This window comes from Serratia sp. CY81684 (assembly GCF_052166595.1).
GTDB lineage: Bacteria > Pseudomonadota > Gammaproteobacteria > Enterobacterales > Enterobacteriaceae > Serratia > Serratia nematodiphila.
In genome coordinates this window covers 101,544-127,073 of sequence record NZ_JBJNOO010000003.1, presented here as the reverse complement: position 1 = coordinate 127,073, position 25,530 = coordinate 101,544, and the positions used below count along the sequence as shown (strand labels likewise).

The following is a 25,530-nucleotide window of genomic DNA, read 5'->3' as shown; positions in this document are numbered from 1 at the left end:
TTGCTGCTCTGACATCACGACCGCTGCCGCGCGATTACTGCGCGGCGACGGTCAGGCGAGCAACACGGTTTGACTTAACGAACCGGCTTAGATCAACCGGTTTACCCTGATACTGGATCTGTACTGCCGCCGGCGCGCCGATGGTCAGTTTATACGGCGCAGTGCCGGCCAGGTTCAGCTTGCCGCCTTGCTTCTGGGTGCCGCTGAACAGCGTTTTACCGCTCGCGTCGGTCACCTGCAGCCAGCAGTCGGCGGAGAAATCCATCACCAGCGCGTTCGGATCGGCCGCCGGCGCAGCCACGCCCGCATCGGCGGTCGGCAACGGCGCTTGTGCCGCCGGCGCGGTTTCCGGCAGGGTGGTCTGGCTTGGCGACACCACGGCAGGCTGCTGCTGAGCCGCGCTCGGCGCCTGGGCGGTCGCCGCCGGCGCCTGAGCCGCTGCGCCGGTATCAGCCGGCGCGGCGCTGTTGTCGGTCAACGGCACGTTGGTGCCGGCGTCGGCATTGCCGTCGGTCAGCGGCACGGACTGCCCTTCGTTATTCTGTGAAAGCTGCGCCGAGGATTGATCGGCCATGGTGGCGATCTCTTCCTGCTGCGCCTTGTGGTTTTGCCACCACCAGGCGCCGGTCAGGCCGATCACCACGAACACGATAAGCCAGGTGAAGCTCATCAGCCAGCCGTCGCGTTTCTTGCGACGCTTGCCCAGCGAGAAACTTTGCATCGGCGCCACTTTCGCCATCTTCAACGGCGCCTGCTTGGCCAGCATCGGCAGCAGTTCGTCTTCCGGCAGATGCACCAGCTTGGCGTAGGAACGGATGTAGCCGCGCACGAAGGTGGACGCGAGGTCAGCGGACACGCTGTCTTCCTCGATATCGCGCACGGTGGACATTTTGAGACACAGGCGTTCTGCAACGGTCTGTTGGCTCAGCCCGAGTTGCTCACGGGCCTGACGCAGGCGCTGGCCCGTCGTCATGGATACGGTTTTATCTTGGGAGGCTTCAGTATTCATTAGCTAAGAACTGCTGGTACTGTTTGGATTGTGGAAAACTTCGCGCTAGCTGCTTGCCATAGCGTTGAACGCTATCCTGGCGGCCGGCTAACGCGGCGAAACGAATCTGTAACCATAAGCTGCTGGCGCTGGCCGGCAGAACATGCTGATAAACATCCAATAAAAGTTGCGACTGGGCGCGCTTCCCTTCTCCAAATTGCTTTTCGGCCTCCGCCAGCAGCGGAGTGCCTTTGTCCGGATCGACTTTCAGCGCGCGGCTCAACAGCGTGCGCGCTTCGTCGTTTTGTCCGGCCTTGAGAAAACAGTAACCTGCGTTTTCCAGGCTGTCGGCGACCTGGCCATAATCGGGCGCCAGCGCCGCAGCGCTAAACTGCTGTTGCGCCGGTACATACTGCCCTAAACCGCAAAGAAACGCACCGTAATTATTCAGTACGGTGCCATTGCCCGGCGCAAGTTTGAGCGCTTGCCGATAACGCTGTTCGGCCTCGGCGTTTTCACCGCTGCGCTGCGCGTAGAGCGCCATGCCCAACTGCGTGCGGTAATCCTGCGGGGCCGCGTCCAGCGCCTTTTCCAGGTTCTGGCGCGCGGCGTCCATGTCGCCTTGCTGCAGGTACTCCAGCCCCAGCTGCAGGCGCGTCTGGCCCGCCTCAGAGACCTGTGCTTCCTTTTCCGGCGCTGAACCGGAACACCCGGCCAACAACCCGGCCGCCAGCCACATACCCCACAGTTTCAGCTTCATGCCCGCATTCATTTCCTTATCGGCCGTCAGCTAACGCCCGCCAGCGACACGCTTTCGCATAACAGGCTGTTAGATAACAAAAAATGGTGCTATAGGATTCAGACCGCCCGTACGTTGATAGGTTCCCCGGCCATTTTCTTCTTCAGGGTACGCTTGGTACGGTCGATCACTTCACCCGCCAGTTGCCCGCAGGCGGCGTCGATATCGTCACCACGGGTTTTACGAACAATAGTCGTAAAGCCGTATTCCATCAACACCTTGGAGAAACGATCCACCCGGCTGTTGGAGCTGCGGCCGTACGGAGCGCCCGGGAACGGGTTCCATGGGATCAGGTTGATCTTGCACGGCGTGTCTTTCAGCACTTCCGCCAGCTGATGCGCGTCGTCGGTGCTGTCGTTGATATGATCCAGCATCACGTACTCGACGGTGACGCGGCCCTGGTTGGCGTTGGATTTCTCCAGGTAGCGACGCACCGCGGACAGGAAGGTCTCGATGTTGTACTTGCGGTTGATCGGCACGATCTCATCGCGGATGGTGTCGTTCGGTGCGTGCAGCGAAATGGCCAGCGCCACGTCGATCATGTCGCCCAGCTTGTCCAGCGCCGGCACCACGCCGGAGGTAGACAGGGTCACGCGGCGTTTGGACAGGCCAAAGCCGAAATCGTCCAGCATGATTTCCATCGCCGGCACCACGTTGTTCAGGTTGAGCAGCGGCTCGCCCATGCCCATCATCACCACGTTGGTGATCGGGCGTTGGCCGGTCACCTTCAGCGCGCCGATGATCTTCGCCGCGCGCCACACCTGGCCGATGATTTCCGACACGCGCAGGTTGCGGTTGAAGCCCTGCTGCGCCGTCGAACAGAATTTGCACTCCAGCGCGCAGCCTACCTGCGAGGAGACGCACAGCGTCGCGCGGTCGGCTTCCGGGATATACACGGTTTCGACCTGCTGATCGCCCACCTTGATCGCCCACTTGATGGTGCCGTCGGCCGAACGCTGTTCTTCAGCCACTTCCGGCGCGCGGATTTCCGCCACGCGCTGCAGCTTGCCGCGCAGGACTTTGTTGATGTCGGTCATCTGCTCGAAATCGTCGCAGCAGTAGTGATAAATCCACTTCATCACCTGATCGGCGCGGAACGGTTTTTCGCCCATTTCGGCGAAGAACTCGCGCATTTGCTGGCGGTTCAGATCCAGCAGGTTAATTTTGGCCGCAGCCGGTTGCTCCACGTTAACGGAGGGGGTAGTCAGCGAATTATTTTCAGACACGGTGTGCTCGGACGTGATGGGTTCTAACATAATGATCTCTGGCCTCGTTATTACACGTTATGGCGCTAAAGAATGGAAAGTAAGTTGTGCATTTCAGCCCGCATGATTCGGGTGGCGGCACTAAAAACACGCCCCTGACAAGTCGTCTTATCAGGGGCGCGGCATTGTACAAATTTTAGTAGCGGGTTTCTATGGCTGAAAGGCATTCAGGGCATTTTTATTGTTTCAGCCGGTGAATGCCTGGTTATCAGCAACGGCACGATTAACGTGCGCAGATTTCGCTTTCGTTGAAGAAGTAAGCGATTTCACGCTGTGCGGATTCAACGGAGTCGGAACCGTGAACGGCGTTAGCGGTGAAGCTGTCCGCGTAGTCGGCGCGCAGGGTGCCGGCCAGTGCGTTGTCCGGGTTGGTTGCGCCCATGATGTCGCGGTTGCGCTGCACGGCGTTTTCAGATTCCAGAACCTGCACCATGATTGGGCCGGAGGTCATGAACTCAACCAGACCGTCGAAGAATGGGCGGCCTTTGTGCTCAGCGTAGAAGCCTTCAGCTTGCTCGCGAGTCAGACGCAGCATTTTAGCGGCGATGATTTTGAAGCCGGCGCGCTCGAAACGCGCGTAGATAGCGCCGATGTCGTTGTTGGCTACAGCGTTTGGTTTAACGATGGAAAAGGTACGTTCTACGGTCATGATGGCCTCTGTATGACTTCCAAAACAGGCCGGTCTGCAATGTTGCCGGCCTTCTCAAGTGGCGCAGATTATATGTGCGCCGTTAACGCTTGCCTACGGGAAAATCAACATTTCATTAAAAAAATATGATCTTCATTCGCCACTTTCAGCGGCACGCCGACGTTATTGGGTCTTGTCGGTAGACGGGATCACATTGCGCAGCCAACTGCCCCAGCGGCGCTGATAAAACGGCTGCGTATGGGCGATCAGGTAGTGGCTGATGCCCCGCTCTTTCTCCGATACCAGGCAGAAATCCACCGGTTCGTCATTCGGCGCCGTTTCGCTGGCGACGCTGCCGGCCTCGTTGATCAACGCCTCGATCTCCGCCGGCTCGGCATCCACTTCCAGCCCGATCAGCAGATTCGGCTTCTCGTCCGCCGCCTGGTCGTGCATCAGCGCCAGAAACGCGCGGCGCACCGGCTTACGCTGGCTGAACAGCGTGGTCAGCGCATCCACCATCGCCGACGGATACTCTTCGGGCTGCCCCAGCAGGATTTGGGTCTCTTTATCGACGTAGTGCTCCACCGGTTTGACGACGCCACCGGTCGCCAGCAGCATCGCCACCTCTTCCGGATAGAACTCTTTGCCGTACTCCGCCTTCGGGTTGAGGAACAGATCCGCGCCCTGGGTGATTTCAAACAGCACCCGCGCCGGCATGGCGATGAACGGCTGTTCGTCCTCAACGGCCTTCTGCAACGCTTCCAGCGAAGTGAAGAACGGAATGATGCTGCCGCCGTCCTGTTTTTCCCAATGCTGGATATTGACCGGCGTATCCGCGTTCAGCGTGATGTCGCCGTCCTGCTGCACCTGCTCGCTGTCGCCGAGGATCAGCACCGTGGCGTCGAGCAGTTCACGGAAGAACGCCGGGCGATGGGCCGGCTCCGTCACCGCCAGCTTCAGCAGGCGTTCAAGTTCGTTCTCGCTCGGGGCGGCATCGTGATGATGGGCACTCATGGCAAACTCCAGGGATCAAAGAGCGAGGCCCAGCATGCTGGGCCTCGAAGATAATGCGCATTCTAGCGCCCGACGCGGCGGGCGTTCAATTATTTGGCTTTGCTCAGCAACAGATTGGCCAGGGTGCGAACGCCCAGCCCAGTCGCGCCGGCCGACCACTGATCCACCGCGCCTTTGCGGTAAGTGGCTGAGCAGTCGATGTGCAACCAGCCTTGCTGGTAGTTCTTGACGAAGTGCGACAGGAAGGCCGCCGCGGTGCTGGCGCCGGCGGTGTAGGCCGGGCCGGCCACGTTGTTCAGCTCGGCGAAGTTGGACGGCAGCTGGCTGCGGTGGAACTCGGCCAGCGGCAGACGCCAGAACGGCTCTTGCTCGGCGGCGGCGCTGCTCAGCAGCTCCTGCGCCAGCGCGTCGTCAAAGCTGAACAGCGCGTGATAGTCGTTGCCTACCGCCGTTTTCGCCGCGCCGGTCAGGGTGGCGCAGTCGATAATCAGCTGCGGGTTCTGCTCAGAAGCGTCGATCAGGCCGTCGGCCAGCACCAGGCGCCCTTCCGCATCGGTGTTCATCACCTCAACGGTTTTGCCGTTGCGGTAGCGAATGATGTCACCCAGTTTGAAGGCGTTGCCGCTGACCATGTTGTCGGCGCAGCACAGGTACAGCTTCACGCGCTGCTTCAGGCCGCGCGCCGCCGCCAGCGCCAGGGCGCCGGTGATGGTGGCCGCGCCGCCCATGTCGGATTTCATCGAATCCATAAAGGCGCTTTGCTTCAGGCTGTAGCCGCCGCTGTCGAAGGTGATGCCCTTGCCGACCAGGCATGCGAACACCGGCGCATCCGGGTTGCCGGTCGGGTTGAAGTCCAATGCCAGCAGCACCGGCGGGCGCTCGGAGCCGCGGCCGACGGTGTAGATGCCGGCATAGTTCTGCTCGCGCAGATCTTCGCCCTTGGTGATGCGGTAGCTGACGGCATCGCAGCCGACGTCGCACATCAGATCGACGGCGCGGGTCGCCAGTTGCTCCGGCCCCAGCTCTTCCGCCGGCATGTTGATGGTGTCGCGCACCCAGTCGACGATTTTCAGACGCTTATCCAGTTCCTGACGCGCGGCTTCCGGCAGCTCGGGCCATTCGACGTTGCGCTGCCCTTTCGGCCCGCGATAGCCTTGCCAGAACGCCCAGCTGTTTTCCAAATCCCAACCGTCGCCGGCCAGCTTGACGTTTTTGATGCCCTGGCCATCAATTTTGCGGCCCGCGCGCTGGATCGCGCCCAGCTTGTCGGCGCCGGTCAGGTGAATGGTCATCCCTTCGCCGTTGGTGCTCAGCAGCGCTTTTTCGCCCCAGCGGGCGTCGGCAGGTTGTTGCGACAGCGTGACCTGCATGAATTCTGTTGTCATAGCCTTCTTACTCCGGATTATTCTTTTATTAATCTTGTCGGATACAAAATAAACGGGCCGCCCATGGCAGCCCGTTACGCTATTTACTCCGCTTCATCTAACCAGACCAGCAGGATCGCTTCCAGTATTTTTTCGTTGGAAGCCTGCGGATCGTCATCGAACTCTTCCAGATCGCAGATCCACTGATGCATGTCGGTAAAACGCACGGTTTTCGGATCGGTATCCGGGTATTGGTCGTACAGGGCTTCGCCGATTTCACGGCTGTCGGTCCACTTCAGTCCCATTATGATCTCCGGGTTGACGCTGCGGCTAACAATTAATGCTCACGCGCGTGGTTGACGGTGTAGCGCGGCATTTCGACCACCAGATCTTCGTCGGCGACCAGCGCCTGGCAGCTCAGACGGCTTTCCGGCTCCAGCCCCCACGCTTTGTCCAGCATGTCGTCTTCCAGCTCGCTGCTCTCTTCCAGCGAATCGAAGCCTTCACGCACGATGCAGTGGCAGGTGGTGCAGGCGCAGGATTTCTCGCAGGCGTGCTCGATTTCAATGCCGTTGCGCAGCGCAACGTTGAGGATCGACTCCCCTTTTTCGGCTTCCAGAACCGCCCCTTCCGGGCAAAGATCTTGATGGGGCAGGAAAACAATTTTAGGCATGGTTAAACCTCATCCACAGAATGGCCAGCCAGCGCGCGGCGAATGGAAGCGTCCATGCGGCGCGCGGCAAAATCTTGCGTTTGTGCATCTAATGTTTTGATGGCGTCTTCGATAGCGGCGGGATCTTCACCCTGCGCCGCCTGCTGCAACGCCTGGGTCGCGGCGGCGATCGCCTGGCTTTCCGCCTCGCTCAGCAGCGCGGCGTCGGTGGCCAGCGCGCCCTGCAGGCTTTCCAGCACCCGCGCGGCTTCCACGCGTTGCTCCGCCAGCTTGCGCGCGCCCACGTCGCTTTGCGCGTTGGCCATCGAGTCTTTGATCATGCCGGCGATTTCGCTGTCCGACAGGCCGTACGACGGCTTGACCTGGATCGACGCTTCAACGCCGGTGGATTTCTCCATCGCGGTGACGCTCAGCAGGCCGTCGGCATCCACCTGGAAGGTGACGCGAATGTGCGCGCCCCCGGCAGGCAATGGCGGCAGGCCGCGCAGCGTAAAGCGCGCCAGCGAACGGCAATCCTGCACCAGCTCGCGCTCGCCCTGCAGCACGTGGATCATCATCGCGCTCTGGCCGTCTTTAAAGGTGGTGAACTCCTGCGCGCGCGCCACCGGGATAGTGGTGTTGCGCGGGATCACTTTCTCCACCAGGCCGCCCATGGTTTCGAGGCCCAGCGACAGCGGGATCACGTCCAGCAGCAGCATATCGCTGTCCGGCTTGTTGCCCACCAGGATGTCGGCCTGGATCGCGGCGCCGATGGCGACCACTTTATCCGGATCGATCGCCGTCAGCGGCGTGCGGCCGAAGAAGGCGCCCACTTGCTCACGCACCAACGGCACGCGGGTGGAACCGCCGACCATCACCACTTCCAGCACCTCGTCGGCGGCGACGCCGGCGTCTTTCAGCGCCCGGCGGCAAGCCATCAGCGTGCGTTTCACCAACGGAGCGATCAGCGCTTCAAACTGGGCGCGGGTCACCTCGCCCTGCCAGCCGGCCACCTCGACGCGCACGCTGTCGGCATCGCTCAACGCGATTTTGGCGGCGATGGCGGCATCCAGCAGTTGGCGCTGCACGCCGTGGTCGCTGCGATCGGCCACGCCGGCCTGCTCGCGCAGCCAGTCGGCCAACAGATGATCGAAGTCGTCGCCGCCCAGCGCGGAATCGCCGCCGGTGGCCAGCACTTCGAACACGCCGCGGCTGAGGCGCAGAATGGAGATATCAAAGGTGCCGCCGCCCAGATCGTAAACCGCGATCACCCCTTCCTGGCCGGAATCCAGCCCGTAGGCGATCGCCGCCGCGGTCGGTTCGTTCAACAGGCGCAGAACGTGCAAGCCGGCCAGACGCGCCGCGTCTTTGGTGCCCTGGCGCTGCGCGTCGTCGAAGTAAGCGGGAACGGTGATCACCACGCCGTCCAGCTCGCCTTCCAGCGCCGCGCGCGCGCGCGCGGACAGGGCCCGCAGGATATCGGCGGAGACGCCGACCGGGTTAACCGGGCCGGCGGCGGTGACGATCAGCGGCAGGCCGTTGTCGCTGGCCTGAAATTGATACGGCAGGTTCGGGTAACGTTGCTGCACGTCCGCCAACGAGCGGCCCATCATGCGTTTGATGGAGCTGACGGTATTGGCCGGATCCTGCGCCGCCTGTTGGCGCGCCTCCCAGCCGACGCGCTGCGCGTCCGCCTGATAATGCACCACCGAAGGCAGCAAATGGCGGCCCTGTTCGTCGGCCAGCGTTTCCGCCTGCCCGCTGCGCACCGTGGCGACCAACGAGTTGGTGGTGCCTAAGTCGATGCCGGCGGCCAAGCGTCGCTGGTGCGGCGCGGCGCTGAGGCCAGGCTCACTAATTTGTAATAAGGCCATGTTGAAGCTTCCACAATCAGAATCAGAAGGTGTTACTCAAAACCCAGCAGTTTTTCTTCGAGTTGTTCAACCTGTTGCTGGAGTTTGTCCAAAAAGCGCAGCTTGCGCACGGTGTCGGCGGCGTCCGCCCACTGCTCACTGTCCAACTGCTGCAGCATCAGCGCGCTGCGCTGTTTGATGGAGACGGCCAGCCGCGCGCCGAAATCGGCCAGCAGGCTTTCCGCCTCCGGCTTGCGCTCAATGGCGTCGAGCTCTTCGCGCAGTTCCAGCTGTTCCATCAGGAACGCGGTGTCGCGCATCGTATGCTGTTCGTTGCCCAGATCGAAGCCGTGCAAAGATAGCATATACTCCGCGCGTTTTAACGGGTGCTTCAGCGCCTGGTAGGCTTCGTTGATGGTCGCCGCCTGCTGCAACGCCATCAGGCGTTCGCGCTCCGGCTGGTTGGCGAAACGATCGGGGTGGAATTGGCGCTGCAGATCCTGGAAGCGGGACGCAAGCAGGCTGCCGTCCACGGTGTAGCGAACTGGCAGCCCGAATAAAGTAAAGTAATCCATAGCGTGCTCTGGGCGTTAGCGGATGAAGTTCCCCCGCCGAAACGGGGGAGCACGATGGACTGTCAGACGTTGAAACTCTCGCCGCAGCCGCACTCGCTTGAGACGTTCGGGTTGTTGAACTTGAAGCCTTCGTTCAGGCCTTCCTTAACGAAATCAAGCTCGGTGCCGTCAAGGTAGACCAGGCTCTTGCCGTCGATGATCACCTTGATGCCTTTGTCTTCAAACACGATGTCGTCATCGTTGGCTTCGTCAACAAATTCCAGCACGTACGCCATCCCGGAGCAGCCGGAAGTTCGCACTCCCAGACGCAGGCCGAGACCTTTGCCGCGGTTCGTCAAAAACGCCTGAACACGCTGCGCAGCGCTGTCGCTCATGGTAATAGACATCACAACCTCACACTTCACATCAAAGCCCGGCGCGGCCGGGCCGACTCAGACAAATTACTTGGCGCTATGCTTGCTCTTATAGTCGGCAATCGCTGCTTTGATGGCGTCTTCGGCCAGGATCGAGCAGTGAATTTTGACCGGCGGCAATTCCAGCTCTTCGGCGATCTGGGTGTTTTTGATCGCTTCAGCCTGATCGAGCGACTTGCCTTTCATCCATTCGGTCACCAGCGAGCTGGAGGCGATGGCGGAACCGCAGCCGTAAGTTTTAAAGCGCGCGTCTTCGATGATGCCTTCATCGTTAACCTTGATTTGCAGCTTCATGACGTCGCCGCAAGCCGGCGCCCCTACCATGCCGCTACCGACGGTAGGATCTTCGTTGTCGAAAGAACCCACGTTGCGCGGGTTTTCATAATGATCGATTACTTTTTCGCTGTAAGCCATGACCTTGCTCCTGAAACCTGAGAATTAATGATGCGCCCATTCGATGCTGTTGATGTCCACGCCCTGCTTGAACATTTCCCACAGCGGGGACAGATCGCGCAGACGGCCGATGGATTTACGCACCAGTTGAATGGTGTAGTCGATCTCTTCTTCCGTGGTGAAACGCCCCAGGGAGAAACGGATCGAGCTGTGCGCCAATTCATCGCTCATGCCCAGCGCGCGCAGCACGTAGGACGGCTCGAGGCTGGCGGAGGTACAGGCTGAACCGGAAGAAACGGCCAGGTCTTTCAGCGCCATGATCAGCGACTCGCCTTCAACGTAGTTGAAGCTGACGTTCAGGATGTTCGGTGCGCCGTGCTCCAGATCGCCGTTCAGATACACTTCTTCCATATCTTTCACGCCGTTCCACAGACGATCGCGCAGGGTGCGCAGACGCGCCATCTCTTCGGTCATCTCTTCTTTGGCGATGCGGTAAGCTTCGCCCATGCCGACGATCTGGTGGACAGGCAGGGTGCCGGAACGCATGCCGCGCTCGTGACCGCCGCCGTGTACCTGCGCTTCGATGCGGATGCGCGGCTTGCGGCGCACGTACAGCGCGCCGATGCCTTTCGGGCCATAGATTTTGTGGCCGGAGAACGACATCAGGTCGACTTTCAGCTTGCTCAGATCGATAGGCAGTTTGCCCACGCTCTGGGTAGCGTCAACGTGGTAGATGATACCGCGCGCGCGGCACATTTCGCCGATCGCTTCGATGTCCTGCACTACGCCGATTTCGTTGTTGACGTGCATGATGGAGACCAGAATGGTGTCATCGCGCATCGCCGCTTCGAGATCCTGCAGGCTGATGATGCCGTTGCTCTGCGGCGCCAGGTAGGTCACTTCAAACCCTTCGCGCTCCAGCTGACGGCAGGTGTCGAGCACGGCTTTGTGTTCGGTTTTGCTGGTGATGATGTGCTTGCCTTTTTTCTGGTAGAAATTGGCAGCGCCTTTGATCGCCAGGTTGTCGGATTCGGTCGCCCCGGAGGTGAAGACGATTTCGCGCGGGTCAGCACCCACCAGTTCGGCGATTTGGTTACGGGCGATGTCTACCGCCTCTTCCGCCTGCCAACCGAAACGGTGGGAACGGGAAGCCGGGTTGCCGAAAGTGCCGTCCAGGGTCAAAAACTGCATCATCTTCTCAGCAACGCGCGGGTCAACCGGCGTCGTTGCTGAGTAATCCAGATAAATCGGTAATTTCATTGCTCTTGTGCTCCGTACATCACTTCCAAAAACTAAAATAATTTCGCCAGCTGCTTATGCGCGCAGATTAACGTTGATAGTTTCTTGCGGACGGCCGTTGGCCGTGCGGCGCGTATCGTTGTTTTGACGATCCGCCACCACCAGCACTTCCTGGTTGTTGACCAGTTCTGCCAGCGTAATGTTGTTCAGGAACCCGCTGATGCGCTCGCTCAGATCGCGCCACAGGGCGTGGGTCAAGCAGCGATCGCCGCCCTGACAGCCTTCTTTGCCCTGGCAACGGGTTGCATCTACCGATTCATCGACAGCAGTGATGACAGCGCCAACGGCGATCTCACCCGCGTCTTTACCCAGCAGATAACCACCGCCCGGACCGCGCACGCTGGCCACCAGGCCATTCTTGCGCAGACGGGAGAATAATTGTTCCAGATAAGAGAGCGAAATACCCTGGCGTTCGGAAATGTCCGCCAGTGGCACCGGCCCTTCCTGAGAATGCAGCGCTACGTCGAGCATAGCGGTTACGGCATAACGGCCTTTGGATGTCAGTCTCATAGCTCAATGGTTACCTGTTGGTCAAATATGGCCGAAAGTCTGACATTCCTGAGTAAAACAGTCAACTATTTAACCCAGTAATTAACTCAAGTATTAGCACGTTTTGAACTTAGCAAGAACAAAGGTATATAAAATACATGTTATAACCTTTGGATAACTAATACTATTGTCGCCCACCGTGATGCCACATCAATTAATTACCTTGATGTTTATCCTGTTTCTCGATCGACGTCAGCATGCCGCGCAGGATATTCAGCTCCTGCCCTTCCGGGCGCGCGCGGGTGAACAGCCGGCGCAGGCGGCTCATCACCTGGCCCGGATGCGACGGGCGAATGAAACCGGTGCGCTGCAGCGTCTGCTCCAGATGCTGATAGAAACGCTCGAGGTCGTCCACCAGCGGATACGGCGTCTCTTCCAGCTGCGGCGCACCCGCCTGTTGGCGATCGAGGTAAGCCACGCGCACTTCGTACGCCAGGATCTGCACTGCCATCGCCAGGTTCAGCGAGCTGTAGTCCGGGTTGGCCGGAATGGCGACGTGGTAGTGGCACTTCTGCAATTCATCGTTGGTCAGCCCGACGCGTTCGCGGCCGAACACCAGCGCCACCGGCGCGTGCTCGCCCTCGTGCACCGCGCGCACGCCGCATTCGCGCGGCTCCAGCATCGGCCACGGCAGGGTGCGAGAACGTGCGCTGGTGCCCACCACCAGGCTGCAGCCGGCGATGGCGTCATCGAGGGTATCGACGATAGTGGCGTTGCCGATCACGTCGCTGGCGCCGGCGGCCAGGGCGATGGCCTGAGAATCGGGTTTGATCAGCGGATTAACCAGATAAAGGTTGGTTAAACCCATGGTTTTCATGGCTCTGGCGGTCGAGCCCATGTTGCCGGTATGTGAAGTCTCTACCAGAACAATGCGGATATTGTGCAGCATACAAACTCTGAGCGTGGCGGAAAATCGCAGCATCTTAACACAGCCGTAGGCAATTTGCCGAACAGCTGCTATACTTCGCGCCGTTTCCTGTTCTTTAACATCCTAGTTGGAAGATACCCATGCATCCGATGCTGACTATCGCCGTGCGCGCTGCGCGCAAGGCCGGTAACCTGATTGCCAAAAACTACGAAACCCCGGACGCTGTAGAAGCGAGCCAGAAAGGGACCAATGACTTCGTCACCAACGTCGATCGCGATGCAGAGCATCTGATCATCGACGTCATCCGCAAGTCTTATCCGCAACACAGCATCGTGAGCGAAGAACGCGGTGAGCTGATCGGCGAAGATCGCGATGTGCAATGGGTGATCGATCCACTGGATGGCACTGCAAACTTCATCAAACGCTTCCCTCATTTCTCCGTTTCCATCGCCGTACGTATCAAAGGCCGTACTGAAGTGGCCGTGGTTTACGATCCGATGCGCAACGAACTGTTCACCGCCACGCGCGGCCAGGGCGCACAGCTCAACGGTTACCGTCTGCGCGGCACCAACGCCAAAGATCTGGATGGCACCATCCTGGCGACCGGCTTCCCGTTCAAAGTCAAACAGCACGCCACGCCTTACATCAACATCGTCGGCAAACTGTTCACCCAGTGCGCGGACTTCCGCCGCACCGGTTCCGCTGCGCTGGATCTGGCCTATGTCGCCGCCGGCCGCGTAGACGGTTTCTTCGAAATCGGCCTGAAGCCGTGGGACTTCGCCGCAGGCGAACTGCTGGTGCGTGAAGCCGGCGGCCTGGTCACCGACTTCGTCGGCGGCCACAACCACTTCAGCTCCGGCAACGTGGTCGCAGGCAACCCGCGCGTGGTGAAAGCCATGCTGGCCACCATGCGTGAAGAACTGAGCGAAGCGCTGAAGCGTTAATCGCCAGAAGCGAATCGAAAAAAAGCGCTGCCGATGCAGCGCTTTTTTTATGCCCGTTAGCGGGAGAAGGGGCGGATGCCGCCGCCGAATTCCGGCTGCGCGCTGACGTACAACAGCAGCCCGGCGGCCAGCAGGATCAGGCCACCGGCCAGCGCCAACGCCCCCCAGGCCACCGCGCTCCAGGCGGCGGGCGCGCGCGAACGGCTGAGGCGCACCGCCAGCCGGCGGCTGTAATGCACCAGCAGCGCCAGCATGGAGATGGTCAACGATGTGCCGAACGCCATCGCCAGCGCGGAGAGCACGCCCCAGCCAAACACGCCGATCACCTTGGAAAACAGCAGCACCAAAATCGCCCCCGAACAGGGACGCATGCCCATCGCCAGCACGATGGCGGCCTGAGTGCGCCAGTCGCTTCCCGCCTGCAGCTCGCTGTCGCTCGGCAGATGCCGGTGGCCGCAGCCGCAGTCGGCGCTGTGCACATGATCCGCCGCCAGCGGCGTCAGGCTGTTGATGCGCAGCGCCGGCGCCGGGCGCATCGCCTTGATCGCCGCAAACAGACGTTTCAGCGCGCGCCAGCTCAGCAGCACGCCAAGCAGCATCACCAGAATAAAACTGCCCTTCTCCAGCCAAAAGCTGCTTTGGTGCAGCTGGCGCGAAGAGAGCTGCAACACCACCAGCATCAACGTGACCAGCGCGATCGCCACCAGCCCCTGCACCAGCGAAGCGGCGAAGGTCAGCTTCAGGCTGCTTTTCAGCCGCGCCGGGTGGGTGGCCAGATAGGTGGCGATCACCACTTTACCGTGGCCGGGCCCAAGCGCATGCAAAACGCCATAACCGAGGCTGAACAGCATCAGCGCCAGCCCGGCCTGCTGCGGCGCGGCCTTCACCTGCTGCAACAGCCCCGCCATCTGTTGATGCAGCGCTTTTTGCCATACCACGCTCTGCATCAGCAGCTGCGGCCAGTAGTGCCACGCCAGCAGCGCGGCGGCCGTCAGCGCCAGCGTGAACGGCAGCAGCGGCCACAGGCCAAAGGCCCAATGGTGTCGGCTTGTCGTCGGCGGCGAGAAATTTAGCGACATTGCAGCGTCACCCGCTGGGCAAACTGTTGCCCCAGCGCCAGGTCTTCGCCGGGCGAGTCGTTCTTGTCGAGCGACAGCGCATAGGCCTGCAGCGACGCATTCGGCTTCGGCGTCATCAGCTTGTAGCTGCACAGCTGCGCCATCTCCGGCGGCAGATGCAGCGCATTTTGGTCTTTATAGGTCATATCCACGAAATAAGTCGGATCGTAAGTAGAAAGTTGAAACGGCTTACCCGCCAACGGCTGCGGCTCGGCCAACGGCAGCACGAACTCCAACACCGCCTGGTTGCCCTGGCGCGACAGGTGATATTCGCTGGGCAAGTTCAGGTATTTCACCGGCTTGCCGTCGCGGTAAAGATCGGTGAAATAGTGCTGCCCCAGCACATTGGCCATCACTTCCGCCGCCAGCTTTTTCCACACTTCCGAATCGCTCTTGGCGTTTTTCGCATCGTAGAGCAGATCCGCCGAGGTAATTTCATCCATCACCCACACCATTTTCAGGCCAACCAGCCGCTGGTCTTTGGCGACGAAGGTGGTGTTCATGTCGATAAAGCTGTGCGGATGAGCGATCGCACCGGCGCTGAACACGGCGCCAAAGGCAGCCAAAAGTCGACGTAACTTCATCATTATCCTGCCTTACCTGCATTTGTTATAACGTAACACAAATAACTGCCGAACGGTCCGCCTCTCCCGGCGATATTTGTGACGAAAGTTGTAAGCCGAAGTAAAAGCCGCGCTGTCATCCTGACGTTACAAAGCCTTTTGCTATGCTTAGGCATAATCGCAACCTTTTATGCCGGAAGGTGATAATGAGCCTGGACACCTCTCCCGTGCCCGAGCTCTCCGGACAACAACGGCGCTGTCATCTGCTGCTGATGCTGTACACGCCGGAGCCCGAGTTACAGCTGGAGACCTTAAGCCGAATCAATGGCGTCGCCCCCCCGATAACCCGGCAAGATATAGCCGAGGTGGCCAGTGAAATCCAGCGTTTCCATCACCTGGAGATCGCCGTCGATCCCGACCATGGCTACCAACTGCGGGGCAGCGCGCTCGACCAACGCCTGTGCCTGATCCATTGGCTGCGGCGGGCCCTGCGCTGCAGCCCGCAGTTCGTCGAAAGCGACTTCGCCCCGCGCCTGCGGCTGGCGCTGACGGCCGATGCCGGGTCGGCGTCGCAGCTGGCTCAAGTGATAGATGCCTGCGAGCCGCTGCTCAACCGCCACTTCGACGCGCGCGACCGCCAATTCCTGCAGCATTATCTGCTCTACTGCGCCTGGCAAAACCGCCTGCAGCGCCATCCGCGTTTCGACGCCGTTCAACGCGACTGGCTGCGGCAAAAGCCGGAGCAGCAGGCCGCCGCCTGGCTGCATCAGGCCTGCAACCGGCTGTTTAACCAGCCGCCGCACGCGGACGAGCGCGATTTTTTGGCGCTGACCTTCACCCTGTTGAAAAATCACAGCTACCACAGCAATGACTCGGCGCAAGAGCAGAGATTGATGGCGGCGATCGGCAGCATGGTCGAGCGTTTCCAGCAACTTTCCGGCATGGCCTTCAGCAGCAAGGCCGAGCTGGTCAGCCAGCTGTTCGCCCACCTGGCGCCGGCGCTGGAGCGCTGCCGTTTCGCCATCGGCATCGACAATATGCTGCTGGAAGACGTGGTGCGCAAATACCCGCGGCTGATGCGCACCACACAGGAAGCGCTGATACCGCTGGAGCAGGAGTACGGCGTGCATTTTTCCAACGAGGAGGCAGGCCTGATGGCCATCAGCTTCGGCGCCTGGCTGATGCAGGACAACGCGCTGCAGGAAAAACAGGTGCTGCTGCTGACGCTGGACAATCCGCAGCTTGAAGAGGAAGTGGAATATCAGATCCGCGAGCTCACGCTGCTGCCGCTGAACATCAAGTATCTGCCGCTGAGCGACTATCTGCGCGGCGGCGCGCCGCAGGGCGTCACGCTGGTGATAACCCCTTATACGGCGGTGCACAACGATCCGCACCCGCCGCTGATCTATACCGAACTGCCGCTGGAAAACCGGCAGCGCCAGGCCATTCGCGCGCTGCTGGAGGCGCCTTAATCAACGGCTGACGCTGACCGCCGGCGGCCGGATGAACAAGGCCGGCGCCGCGACCGCCGCCATCACCCAGAACACTCCGCCCTGCCAATGTTCGAACAGGAACCCGGCGATCACCGTCATGACGGCGATACCGCCGCCCATCGCCAACGCCGAATACACCGCCTGCAGCCGGATCACCTCTTGCCCCTGGCGCGCGGCGATAAAGCGCATCGCCGCCAGATGGCAGACGGTGAAGGTGCCGCAGTGCAGGATTTGGATCAGCAGCAGCCAACCCAGCTCGGTGCTGTAGGCCATCAGGCTCCAGCGCAACACGCCGCAGCAGGCGGAGAGCAACAGCAGGTTGCGCGCATTCCAGCGGCGGAACAGCACGTTGCTGCTGGCGAAAATAATCACCTCCGCCACCACGCCCAGCGACCACAGATAACCGATGGTCGAGGCCGAATAGCCCGCCTCCTGCCAGTAAATGGAGCCGAAGCTGTAGTAGCCGGCGTGCGCCCCCTGCAGCAGCGTGACGCACAGCAGGAAGCGCCACACCGGCCCCTCTTTCAGCAGTGCCCACAGCGAGCGCTCGGCTTCGCTGTGCGTGCGCGCTTCGCCCTGCGGCATGACGCTCGGCTTCAGCAGCATGCCCAGCAGCATCGCCAGCACGCTGAGGATCAGGCTGTAAAGAATGGCGTTATGGCCCCACACCGCCACCAGCTGCCCGGTCAGCGCCGAGCCGATGACGAACGCCAGCGAGCCCCACAGCCGCACCCGGCCGTAGTCCATGCGGATCTGCTTTTGCCAGGTGGCGGCCAGCGCGTCGGTCAATGGCACCAGCGGCGAGAAGAACAGGTTGAACCCCGCTATCACCAGCATCAGCCAGCCCCAGCCGTTGCCGAAGCAGAAGCCAACCGCGAAAGCCAGGGTCAGCAGCGCCAGCAGGCGCAAGGCGGAGACCAGATGAGAGGGATCTTTAACGCGGGGAGCAATCAGTAAACTGCCGAGGAAGCGGGCCACCAAACCGGCGCCGAGCAACATGCCGATGGTTTCGGGCGCGATGCCCTCGCCTTTCAGCCACACGCCCCAGAACGGTAAGAAGATGCCGTAGGAAAAGAAGTAGGTGAAATAACTGAGCGCGAGCCAACGCGTGGATTGCAGAACCATGATCCCTCCGGTGTGAGGGCAATACTTTGACAGAGCTCACACCGGCCCGCAATCTTCATTCCACTTCAATGCGTTAGAGTGCCAGACAGCTCACAGTTTGCCGCAAGCGGCCATAAAAAAACCCGCCGCAGCGGGTTTTGTCAGGCAAAAGCGGGATTAGGCGTAAACCGGCAGGCGGGCGCAGATATCCAGCACTTTCTTCTTGGTGCGTTCGATGGTGGCTTCATCGTTGATGTTGTCCAGCACATCACAGATCCAACCGGCCAGTTCGCGCACGTCGGCTTCTTTGAAGCCGCGACGGGTCACGGCCGGGGTGCCGATACGCACACCGGAGGTGACGAACGGGCTCTTCGGATCGTTCGGCACGCTGTTTTTGTTGACGGTGATGTTGGCGCGGCCCAGGGCGGCGTCAGCTTCTTTACCGGTCAGGTTTTTGTCGACCAGATCCAGCAGGAACAGGTGGTTATGGGTGCCGCCGGAGACCACTTTGTAGCCGCGCTGCAAGAACACTTCCACCATCGCCTTGGCGTTGACCGCCACTTGCTGCTGGTAAACCTTGAACTCAGGCTCCATCGCTTCTTTCAGCGCCACCGCCTTGCCGGCGATCACGTGCATCAGCGGGCCGCCCTGGCCGCCAGGGAACACGGCGGAGTTCAGCTTCTTGTACAGCTCTTCGTCGCCGCCCTTCGCCAGGATCAGGCCGCCGCGCGGGCCCGCCAGGGTTTTGTGGGTGGTGGTGGTGACGATGTGCGCGTGCGGCACCGGGTTCGGGTACACGCCGGCGGCGATCAGGCCGGCCACGTGCGCCATGTCGACGAACAGATAAGCGCCGATGCTGTCGGCGATTTCGCGCATTTTGGCCCAGTCAACCACGCCGGAGTAGGCGGAGAAGCCGCCGATGATCATTTTCGGCTTGTGGGTTTGCGCCTGTTTGGCCAGATCGTCATAGTCGATTTGACCTTTGTCGTCGATGCCGTAAGGCACCACGTTATACAGTTTGCCGGACAGGTTAACCGGGGAACCGTGGGTCAGGTGGCCGCCGTGCGCCAGGTTCATGCCCAGAATGGTGTCGCCCGGCTGCAGCAGCGCGGTGTACACGGCGAAGTTAGCCTGGGAGCCGGAGTGCGGCTGCACGTTGGCGTAATCGGCGCCGAACAATTCTTTGGCGCGGTCGATAGCCAGCTGCTCAACGATATCCACGTATTCGCAGCCGCCGTAGTAACGCTTGCCCGGATAGCCTTCAGCGTATTTGTTGGTCAGCTGGGAACCCTGAGCCTGCATTACGCGCGGGCTGGTGTAGTTCTCAGACGCGATCAGCTCGATGTGCTCTTCCTGACGCACCACTTCCTGCTCCATGGCACGCCACAGTTCCGCATCGTAATCGGCAATGTTCATTTCACGCTTTAACATCCGGCATCTCCTGACTTAAATCAGCTAACTAAAAAATCACCAAATAACTACCCGTTTGGGGTCTGGGCCACAGTGTAAACCGTTTCGCCCTACCGAAGATAGGTCTTGACAGAGGTTTTTACGCAAACGATTGGCATAAGGTAGCGCAAGGCTTTGATCCGCGAAACGCCGCCGTTTATCAACGGACATTTCCTCATGCGAACAATGCGCTTTTTTCATGTTCTGTGAGCGCGATCGACGCCCGAAGAACACCGCAACGAAAACAAGGGTATTTACAAGCGGCGCGGAACCCAATAAGATGTATTTAAAATACATCATTAAAATTCTCGTCAAGATCCCAACCCAAGGAGCGCTCCCATGCTGGATAGCCAAACCATCGCCACCGTGAAATCCACCATCCCCCTGCTGGCAGCAACCGGGCCGAAGCTGACCGCCCACTTTTACGATCGCATGTTCGCCCACAACCCGGAATTGAAAGACATTTTCAATATGAGCAATCAGCGCAACGGCGATCAGCGTCAGGCGCTGTTCGACGCCATCTGCGCCTATGCCGCCAACATCGAGAACCTGGCGGCGCTGCTGCCGGCGGTGGAGCGCATCGCGCAGAAGCACACCAGCTTCAATATCCAGCCGGAGCAGTACAACATCGTCGGCGGCCACCTGCTGGCGACGCTGGACGAGATGTTCAGCCCGGGTCAGGAAGTGTTGGACGCCTGGGGCAAAGCCTACGGCGTGCTGGCCAACGTGTTTATTCAGCGTGAAGAGCAGATTTATCAGCAGAGCGAAACCGACAACGGCGGCTGGCGCGATCTGCGCGCGTTCCGCATCCTGAAGAAACAGCCGCAGAGCGACGTGATCTGCAGCTTCGTGCTGGCGCCGGTGGACGGCGGCCGGGTGGCGGACTTCAAACCGGGGCAATACCTGGCGGTCTACATCAAGCACGACAGCCTGGAGCATCAGGAAATTCGCCAGTACTCGCTGACCACCTCGCCGAACGGCGAGTTCTACCGCATCGCGGTGAAGCGTGAAGATCAGGGTAAAGTGTCCAACTACCTGCACCAGCAGGCGCAGGAAGGCGACGTGATCGACATCGCCCCGCCGCACGGCGACTTCTTCCTCGACGTGACGCCGACCACGCCGGTGGCGCTGATCTCCGCCGGCGTCGGCCAAACCCCAATGCTCGGTATGCTCAACAGCCTGCACGACAGCCAACATCAGGCGCAGGTCCACTGGCTGCACGCGGCGGAAAACGGCAGCGTGCACGCCTTTGCCGAGGAAGTGGCGGATATTGCCGGGCGCATGCCGAATCTGAGCCGCCATGTGTGGTACCGCGAGCCGGGCGCCGATGACGTGGAAGGCCGCGACTACCGCAGCCGCGGATTGATGGATTTGAGCGCGCTGCAAGGCAGCCTGGCCGATCCGCAGATGCACTATTACTTCTGCGGCCCGGTGGCCTTCATGCAGTTCGTGGGCAAACAGCTGCTGGAAATGGGCGTAGAGGCCGAACGCATCCACTACGAATGCTTCGGCCCGCATAAAGTGCTGTAATGCGTGCGGAGCGCGGCCGTCAGACCGCGCTCCCCCTTCATTTCTCCTGCAGTTGGCGCGCGTCCTGCACCTGCTGCACCGTCACCGGCGCCGCCTGGTTGCCCCAGCTTCCCCGCAGATAGCTCATCAGATCGGCCGCTTGACGATCGTTCAACGCCCAGCCATAAGCCGGCATGTCGAACGCCATCGCCTGCTGCGTGATCGGCGTATGCGCCCCTTCCAGCACCACCCGCAGCGCGGTCAGCGGATTATCCGCCGTTACCGTGGCATTGCCCGCCAGCGCCGGAATGGCGAAGTCGGTGCCCTCCCCCTTATTGCCGTGGCAGGTCGAGCAGTACATTGCATAGGTCGCCTTGCCGCCCGAATTATCCGCCTGCGCAGCAGATGAGGCAGGTTTGGCGGCGGTGTCCGGCGCCAGGCTGCGCAGGTACACCGCGATGGCGTTCAGATCGCCGTCGCTGAGGTACTGCGTGCTGTGGGTCACCACCTCGCTCATTGGCCCGGCGACCGCCGCATGGCGGCTGCGGCCGGTTTTCAGCAGCGCCGTCACCTCTTCCGGCGGCAGGCCGCGCAGATTGGAGGCGTACCAGCCGTCCAGCTCGGCGCCGCTCAGGAACACCGGCTCCTTACCGTCCAGGCCCTTCTCCTGCATCGCCCAGCCGCGCGGCGTGTGGCAGCTGCCGCAGTGGCCGGCACCCTGCACCAAGTAGGCGCCGCGGTTCCACTCGGTGCTTTGCTGCGGATCCGCCTGATACGGCTGGTCGTCGTGGAACAGCTGATTCCACACCGCCAGCGGCCAGCGCATCGACAGCGGCCAAGTGATGTCGCTGTCGCGGTTGGCGACGTTCTGCGCCGGCACCTCGTTCATCAGATAGTCATACAGCGCGCGCATGTCTTCCGTGCTCATTTTGGCGTACGAGGTGTACGGCATCGCCGGATAAAGCCGGTGACCGTCTTTGGCGATCCCCTGACGCATGGCGCGATCGAACTCTTCGAATGAGTAAGCGCCGATGCCGTGCAGCTTGTCCGGCGTGATGTTGGTGGCGTAGATAGCCCCGAGCGGCGTCGGGAACTTCATGCCGCCCGCCAATTCGGCGCCGCCCGGCGCGGTATGGCAGGCGGTGCAGTCACCGGCTTTGGCAACGTATTCCCCAGCCGACATCGCCTGGGCCGAGCCGCCGGCGGCCAGCAGGCTCAACAGGTACAGCGAACGCAGACTCATGCTCCCTCCTTGGCGGCAACCTTGCCGTAGGCCAGTTCGTTAACCGCGCGCCACGCCTGATCGATCGCCGAGTTGGCGTACGGGCTCCAGTCGGCATCGGAGTTGGCGATAGCGATCTTGCCGATCGGCTGCCGCGCCGTTTCGATGATTTTCTTGGCTTCGTCTTCGTCGTCAAACAACCCATTGAGGAAGTAAGAGTAACCGTGCGACCAGCGGTTGACGGTGATCGCCTGAATGTCGCGCTGATGATCGAAACCGGCCTCGCCCAGCATGCCCTGCAGCTGTTCGCGGATCATCTGTTCGTGCACTTCGAACGGCGTGCCCAGCAGCAGCGCGCGCCCTTTGCGCGACTGTTCGCGCGTGCTGAGGCCGCTGCCCGGCAGCGTCGGCACATACACCATATGCAGGCCGATCGGCCGATCCGGATCGCGCGGGTGCTGATAGCCGCCCATGCTCACCGGATAATCCAGCTTCACGCGGCTGTAGGGCGCGGCCGGCGAATAGACCTCGTGCACGCCCAGCTTGATGAACGGCTGCCAGTTGCGGATCACTACCTTGCTGTACACCAGCGGCGCCTTGACGTTCTGCTTCAGCGCCTCCTGCTGCTCGTGCGCCATCTCCGGCACCAGATACGGGATCATCATGTTGTAGCCGGCCATCACCACCTGCCCGGCGCGCACTTTGGTCATCTTCTCGCCGGTCATGTAGGTGACTTCCACCTTGTCGCCGACGTTGGCTGCGTGCAGCCCGGTGCTGTTCAAACGCAGCTTCACCGGCGACGTCGGCCGATCGAGCTGGCTGTAGTCGAATTTAGCCAGCACCACATCGTTCATGTCCTTGCCGGCCGGCGCCACCGCCGGGATCAGCTGGCGCACCATCAGGCGCGCCAGCGTGGCGTTGCCGTCCGGGAAGTGGAACACATAAGGATCGTCGAGATCTGCCTGCGACTCTTCGTCCAGCGGCGGCAGATTCATGCCGTTCAGGCCCGGCAGATCGCAAATGCGCGCATCGCTGCACGAGGTGCCATCGATGCCCACCGCCTGGAAATCGTTGGTGGTCTGCTGGAAATAACGGATCGCCAGCTCGCTCAGGCCCACCTTCTCGCGCAGGAACTGGGTGTAGCTGTGGGTGTCGAGCCACTCGACCTTCTGCTCCAGCGTCATCTCCGGCAGATAATCCTTCTCCACCGTGTGCAGCGCGATCAGCGCCTGGCGATCGCTTTCCGGCAGCGGGAAATCGCCGATGAACGCTTCATAAGAGCGGCCGTTGAGGCGATCGCGCGGGATGTCGTCCGCCACCGTGCGGCCCGGATCGCCGCTCACCACCTTGTCGACGCCGAAGTTCTTGCGATCGAAGTAAACGCCGCGGCTCAAATTCAAATCCGGGTAGAAGGTGGTGTCAAAAGCCTGTTCCAGTTGGTCGATATCGACGCCGAGCTTGCGCAGCAGCCCCATCGCCACCGGGCTGAAGTTGGAGCGCGGCGACTGCAGCGATTCGCTGCCGCCGTAGCCGAGCAGCATGCCGTCGTCGCTGTTGAACTCGTTGCGCTTGGCGTGGCCGCCGAAGTCGTCGTGGTTGTCGATCAAAAGAATGCGCTGCTGCTCGCCCTTCAGCTGCTGCCAGAAACAGGCGGCCGCCAGCCCGCTGATGCCGGCGCCCACCACTACCAGATCGAACTCTTCAACGGCGGGCACGCTGCCGAAATCAAAGGTTTTGCCGTCGCGCCCCAGCTGGTGCGCATGCTCGAACGAGCCCGGATGGTTACCCCGCAGCCCGGTCAGCGCCGGCGGGTAGTACAGGGTTTGATTGGCGGTTTGCGGTGACGCGCGCAGGATTTGCAGCGGCGTCAACCCGGCGGCGATGGTGATCGCCACCCCGTTGAGAAAATCGCGTCTGGTGATACCCATATAGGCTTCCTTTCAATTTTTATTATCATCGGCCGGCCGGGGCCGGCCCAAAGGCCGCGCTATTGTGCGGATAATTATTGTAAAATCAATGTTTGAACATCACATGACGAATGGCCGTGTAATCCTCCAGCCCGTACATCGACATATCCTTGCCGTAGCCGGACAGTTTCTGGCCGCCGTGCGGCATCTCGCTCACCAGCATGAAGTGGGTGTTCACCCAGGTGCAGCCGTATTGCAGGCGGGCGCTCAAGCGATGCGCGCGGCCCACGTCGCGGGTCCACACGGACGACGCCAGCCCGTAATTGGATTCGTTCGCCCAGGCCAGTACCTGCTCTTCGTCGTCAAACGGCGTCACCGTCACCACCGGGCCGAACACTTCGCGCTGCACGATCTCATCGTCCTGGCGCGCGCCGGCCAGCAGCGTCGGCTGGAAATAGTATCCCGGCCCCTTCACCTTCTCGCCGCCGGTCACTACCTGCACGTGCGGCAACGCTTTGGCTCGTTCGACAAAACCTGCCACCCGCTCCAGATGCTGGGCGGTAATCAACGGCCCCAGCTCGGTGGTCTCGTCGTCCGGCGCGCCGATCTTCAGGCTGGCCACCGCCTCGCCCAGCCGCTTGACCAGCTCGGGATAAATGCTTTTCTGCGCGTAGATGCGGCAGGCGGCGGTGCAATCCTGGCCGGCGTTGTAAAAACCAAAGCCGCGAATGCCGTCCACCACCTGCTGCAGATCGGCGTCGTCGAACACCAGCACCGGTGCCTTGCCGCCCAGCTCCATATGGGTGCGCTTAATGCCGGCGGCGGTGTGGGCGATGATGTGCTCGCCGGTGGCGATCGACCCGGTCAGCGACACCATGCGCACCTTGTCATGCCCGGTCAGCCGATCGCCGACGCTGGCGCCGCGCCCGAACAGCACGTTGAGCACGCCCGGCGGGAACAGCCCGGCGGCCAGTTCGGCCAGTTTGAAGATGGTCAGCGGCGTCTGCTCCGAAGGCTTGATCACCACGCAGTTGCCCGCCGCCAAGGCCGGCGCCAGTTTCCAGGCCGCCATCATCAGCGGGTAGTTCCACGGCGCGATCGAGGCCACCACGCCGAGCGGATCGCGGCGGATCATCGAGGTGTGCCCGGCCAGATACTCCCCGGCCGCCATGCCGGTCAGGCAGCGGCTGGCGCCGGCGAAGAAGCGAAACACGTCGGCCACCGCCGGCAGCTCGTCGTTCAGCACGCAGTGATAAGGCTTGCCGCAGTTGAGCGACTCCAGCCTGGCGAAAGTCTCGGCATGCTCGTCGATCAGATCCGCCAGCTTGAGCAGATGCTCGGCGCGCTCCTTCGGCGTGGTTTGCCCCCAGGCGGCGAACGCGGCGTCCGCCGCCAGCACCGCGCGATCGACCTGCTCCGGGCTGGCCTCCGCCACCTGCGCGATCACTTCGCCGGTCGCCGGGTTATACACCGGCTGGGTCGCGCCCTGGCCATTCACCAGTTGGCCGTCAATCAACAGTTGGCTTTGCATAGGGTTATCCTTTTGTCAGAGGTCGGGTAA

The 25,530-nt window shown here is 61.2% G+C and carries 25 protein-coding genes; 3 read left to right on the top strand and 22 right to left on the bottom strand.

Going from position 1 to position 25,530, the window contains the following annotated elements; translation table 11 throughout:
• Positions 1-34 precede the first annotated feature (34 nt).
• The 15 genes from rodZ to trmJ form a co-directional block, all read right to left on the bottom strand.
• Positions 35-1,009 (bottom strand): cytoskeleton protein RodZ, encoded by a 975-nt coding sequence (gene rodZ / locus ACJ8QF_RS08465; protein WP_060457263.1) that lies wholly within the window; start codon positions 1,007-1,009, stop codon positions 35-37.
• Positions 999-1,748, bottom strand: a complete 750-nt coding sequence (pilW, locus tag ACJ8QF_RS08460) for a type IV pilus biogenesis/stability protein PilW (protein WP_044031999.1) — start codon at positions 1,746-1,748, stop codon at positions 999-1,001. Before pilW ends, rodZ begins: the two co-directional genes overlap by 11 nt.
• A 98-nt stretch (positions 1,749-1,846) precedes the next feature.
• Complete coding sequence (locus ACJ8QF_RS08455) at positions 1,847-3,043, bottom strand: bifunctional tRNA (adenosine(37)-C2)-methyltransferase TrmG/ribosomal RNA large subunit methyltransferase RlmN (protein WP_004941426.1); 1,197 nt, start codon at positions 3,041-3,043, stop codon at positions 1,847-1,849.
• Positions 3,044-3,275: 232 nt separating this feature from the next.
• Positions 3,276-3,701, bottom strand: a complete 426-nt coding sequence (gene ndk, locus ACJ8QF_RS08450) for a nucleoside-diphosphate kinase (protein ID WP_004941424.1) — start codon at positions 3,699-3,701, stop codon at positions 3,276-3,278.
• A 162-nt stretch (positions 3,702-3,863) separates the two neighbouring features.
• Positions 3,864-4,694: an enhanced serine sensitivity protein SseB gene (sseB, locus tag ACJ8QF_RS08445; RefSeq protein ID WP_004941422.1), complete on the bottom strand. Its 831-nt coding sequence runs from the start codon at positions 4,692-4,694 to the stop codon at positions 3,864-3,866.
• Positions 4,695-4,783: 89 nt separating this feature from the next.
• Positions 4,784-6,079, bottom strand: coding sequence for an aminopeptidase PepB (gene pepB / locus ACJ8QF_RS08440; RefSeq protein ID WP_442537445.1), 1,296 nt, complete (start codon positions 6,077-6,079; stop codon positions 4,784-4,786).
• 83 nt (positions 6,080-6,162) lie between these two features.
• The gene (iscX, locus tag ACJ8QF_RS08435; protein ID WP_006327336.1) at positions 6,163-6,363 is read right to left on the bottom strand and encodes a Fe-S cluster assembly protein IscX; all 201 of its coding nucleotides are present in this window, start codon (positions 6,361-6,363) and stop codon (positions 6,163-6,165) included.
• A gap of 32 nt (positions 6,364-6,395) precedes the next feature.
• The gene (gene fdx / locus ACJ8QF_RS08430; protein ID WP_004941417.1) at positions 6,396-6,731 is read right to left on the bottom strand and encodes an ISC system 2Fe-2S type ferredoxin; all 336 of its coding nucleotides are present in this window, start codon (positions 6,729-6,731) and stop codon (positions 6,396-6,398) included.
• 2 nt (positions 6,732-6,733) lie between these two features.
• Positions 6,734-8,584 carry a Fe-S protein assembly chaperone HscA gene (hscA, locus tag ACJ8QF_RS08425; RefSeq protein WP_442537444.1) on the bottom strand — a complete coding sequence of 617 codons (1,851 nt, stop codon included), beginning with the start codon at positions 8,582-8,584 and terminating at the stop codon, positions 6,734-6,736.
• 32 nt (positions 8,585-8,616) lie between these two features.
• Complete coding sequence (gene hscB, locus ACJ8QF_RS08420) at positions 8,617-9,138, bottom strand: co-chaperone HscB (RefSeq protein ID WP_004941412.1); 522 nt, start codon at positions 9,136-9,138, stop codon at positions 8,617-8,619.
• A 62-nt stretch (positions 9,139-9,200) separates the two neighbouring features.
• A complete protein-coding gene (gene iscA, locus ACJ8QF_RS08415) occupies positions 9,201-9,524 on the bottom strand; it encodes an iron-sulfur cluster assembly protein IscA (protein WP_004941410.1) in 324 nt (107 codons plus the stop codon).
• 54 nt (positions 9,525-9,578) lie between these two features.
• The gene (iscU, locus tag ACJ8QF_RS08410) at positions 9,579-9,965 is read right to left on the bottom strand and encodes a Fe-S cluster assembly scaffold IscU (protein WP_004941408.1); all 387 of its coding nucleotides are present in this window, start codon (positions 9,963-9,965) and stop codon (positions 9,579-9,581) included.
• Between the two features lie 24 nt (positions 9,966-9,989).
• Positions 9,990-11,204: a cysteine desulfurase gene (gene iscS, locus ACJ8QF_RS08405; protein ID WP_015378780.1), complete on the bottom strand. Its 1,215-nt coding sequence runs from the start codon at positions 11,202-11,204 to the stop codon at positions 9,990-9,992.
• A 54-nt stretch (positions 11,205-11,258) separates the two neighbouring features.
• Positions 11,259-11,753 (bottom strand): Fe-S cluster assembly transcriptional regulator IscR, encoded by a 495-nt coding sequence (gene iscR, locus ACJ8QF_RS08400; RefSeq protein ID WP_004941404.1) that lies wholly within the window; start codon positions 11,751-11,753, stop codon positions 11,259-11,261.
• Positions 11,754-11,946: 193 nt separating this feature from the next.
• Positions 11,947-12,681 carry a tRNA (cytosine(32)/uridine(32)-2'-O)-methyltransferase TrmJ gene (trmJ, locus tag ACJ8QF_RS08395; protein WP_025303916.1) on the bottom strand — a complete coding sequence of 245 codons (735 nt, stop codon included), beginning with the start codon at positions 12,679-12,681 and terminating at the stop codon, positions 11,947-11,949.
• 119 nt (positions 12,682-12,800) lie between these two features.
• Between trmJ and suhB the strand changes: the two genes are divergently transcribed.
• Entirely contained in the window at positions 12,801-13,604 is an 804-nt protein-coding gene (gene suhB / locus ACJ8QF_RS08390; RefSeq protein ID WP_004941400.1) for an inositol-1-monophosphatase, read from the top strand.
• Positions 13,605-13,660: 56 nt separating this feature from the next.
• Here suhB and ACJ8QF_RS08385 read toward each other — a convergent pair whose 3' ends face one another.
• Together ACJ8QF_RS08385 and ACJ8QF_RS08380 are read right to left on the bottom strand one after the other, a co-directional pair.
• Positions 13,661-14,683, bottom strand: a complete 1,023-nt coding sequence (locus ACJ8QF_RS08385; protein ID WP_442537443.1) for a nickel/cobalt transporter — start codon at positions 14,681-14,683, stop codon at positions 13,661-13,663.
• Positions 14,674-15,309 carry a DUF1007 family protein gene (locus ACJ8QF_RS08380; protein ID WP_442518373.1) on the bottom strand — a complete coding sequence of 212 codons (636 nt, stop codon included), beginning with the start codon at positions 15,307-15,309 and terminating at the stop codon, positions 14,674-14,676. Before ACJ8QF_RS08380 ends, ACJ8QF_RS08385 begins: the two co-directional genes overlap by 10 nt.
• A 182-nt stretch (positions 15,310-15,491) precedes the next feature.
• Between ACJ8QF_RS08380 and csiE the strand changes: the two genes are divergently transcribed.
• Complete coding sequence (gene csiE, locus ACJ8QF_RS08375; RefSeq protein WP_442537442.1) at positions 15,492-16,757, top strand: stationary phase inducible protein CsiE; 1,266 nt, start codon at positions 15,492-15,494, stop codon at positions 16,755-16,757.
• Here csiE and ACJ8QF_RS08370 read toward each other — a convergent pair whose 3' ends face one another.
• The gene (locus ACJ8QF_RS08370; RefSeq protein ID WP_440484483.1) at positions 16,758-17,903 is read right to left on the bottom strand and encodes a 3-phenylpropionate MFS transporter; all 1,146 of its coding nucleotides are present in this window, start codon (positions 17,901-17,903) and stop codon (positions 16,758-16,760) included.
• A gap of 156 nt (positions 17,904-18,059) precedes the next feature.
• Positions 18,060-19,313 (bottom strand): serine hydroxymethyltransferase, encoded by a 1,254-nt coding sequence (glyA, locus tag ACJ8QF_RS08365; RefSeq protein WP_004941389.1) that lies wholly within the window; start codon positions 19,311-19,313, stop codon positions 18,060-18,062.
• Between the two features lie 357 nt (positions 19,314-19,670).
• On the opposite strand from glyA, the gene hmpA reads away from it, so the two are divergent.
• The gene (gene hmpA, locus ACJ8QF_RS08360) at positions 19,671-20,861 is read left to right on the top strand and encodes an NO-inducible flavohemoprotein (RefSeq protein WP_442537441.1); all 1,191 of its coding nucleotides are present in this window, start codon (positions 19,671-19,673) and stop codon (positions 20,859-20,861) included.
• A gap of 37 nt (positions 20,862-20,898) precedes the next feature.
• On the opposite strand, the gene ACJ8QF_RS08355 is transcribed toward hmpA, so the two are convergent.
• The 3 genes from ACJ8QF_RS08355 to patD all read right to left on the bottom strand — a co-directional run bounded on the left by ACJ8QF_RS08355 (position 20,899) and on the right by patD (position 25,500).
• Positions 20,899-22,083 carry a c-type cytochrome gene (locus tag ACJ8QF_RS08355; protein WP_442537440.1) on the bottom strand — a complete coding sequence of 395 codons (1,185 nt, stop codon included), beginning with the start codon at positions 22,081-22,083 and terminating at the stop codon, positions 20,899-20,901.
• Complete coding sequence (locus ACJ8QF_RS08350) at positions 22,080-23,990, bottom strand: NAD(P)/FAD-dependent oxidoreductase (RefSeq protein ID WP_325961477.1); 1,911 nt, start codon at positions 23,988-23,990, stop codon at positions 22,080-22,082. Before ACJ8QF_RS08350 ends, ACJ8QF_RS08355 begins: the two co-directional genes overlap by 4 nt.
• A gap of 85 nt (positions 23,991-24,075) precedes the next feature.
• Positions 24,076-25,500 (bottom strand): aminobutyraldehyde dehydrogenase, encoded by a 1,425-nt coding sequence (patD, locus tag ACJ8QF_RS08345; protein ID WP_442537439.1) that lies wholly within the window; start codon positions 25,498-25,500, stop codon positions 24,076-24,078.
• Positions 25,501-25,530: the final 30 nt, after the last annotated feature.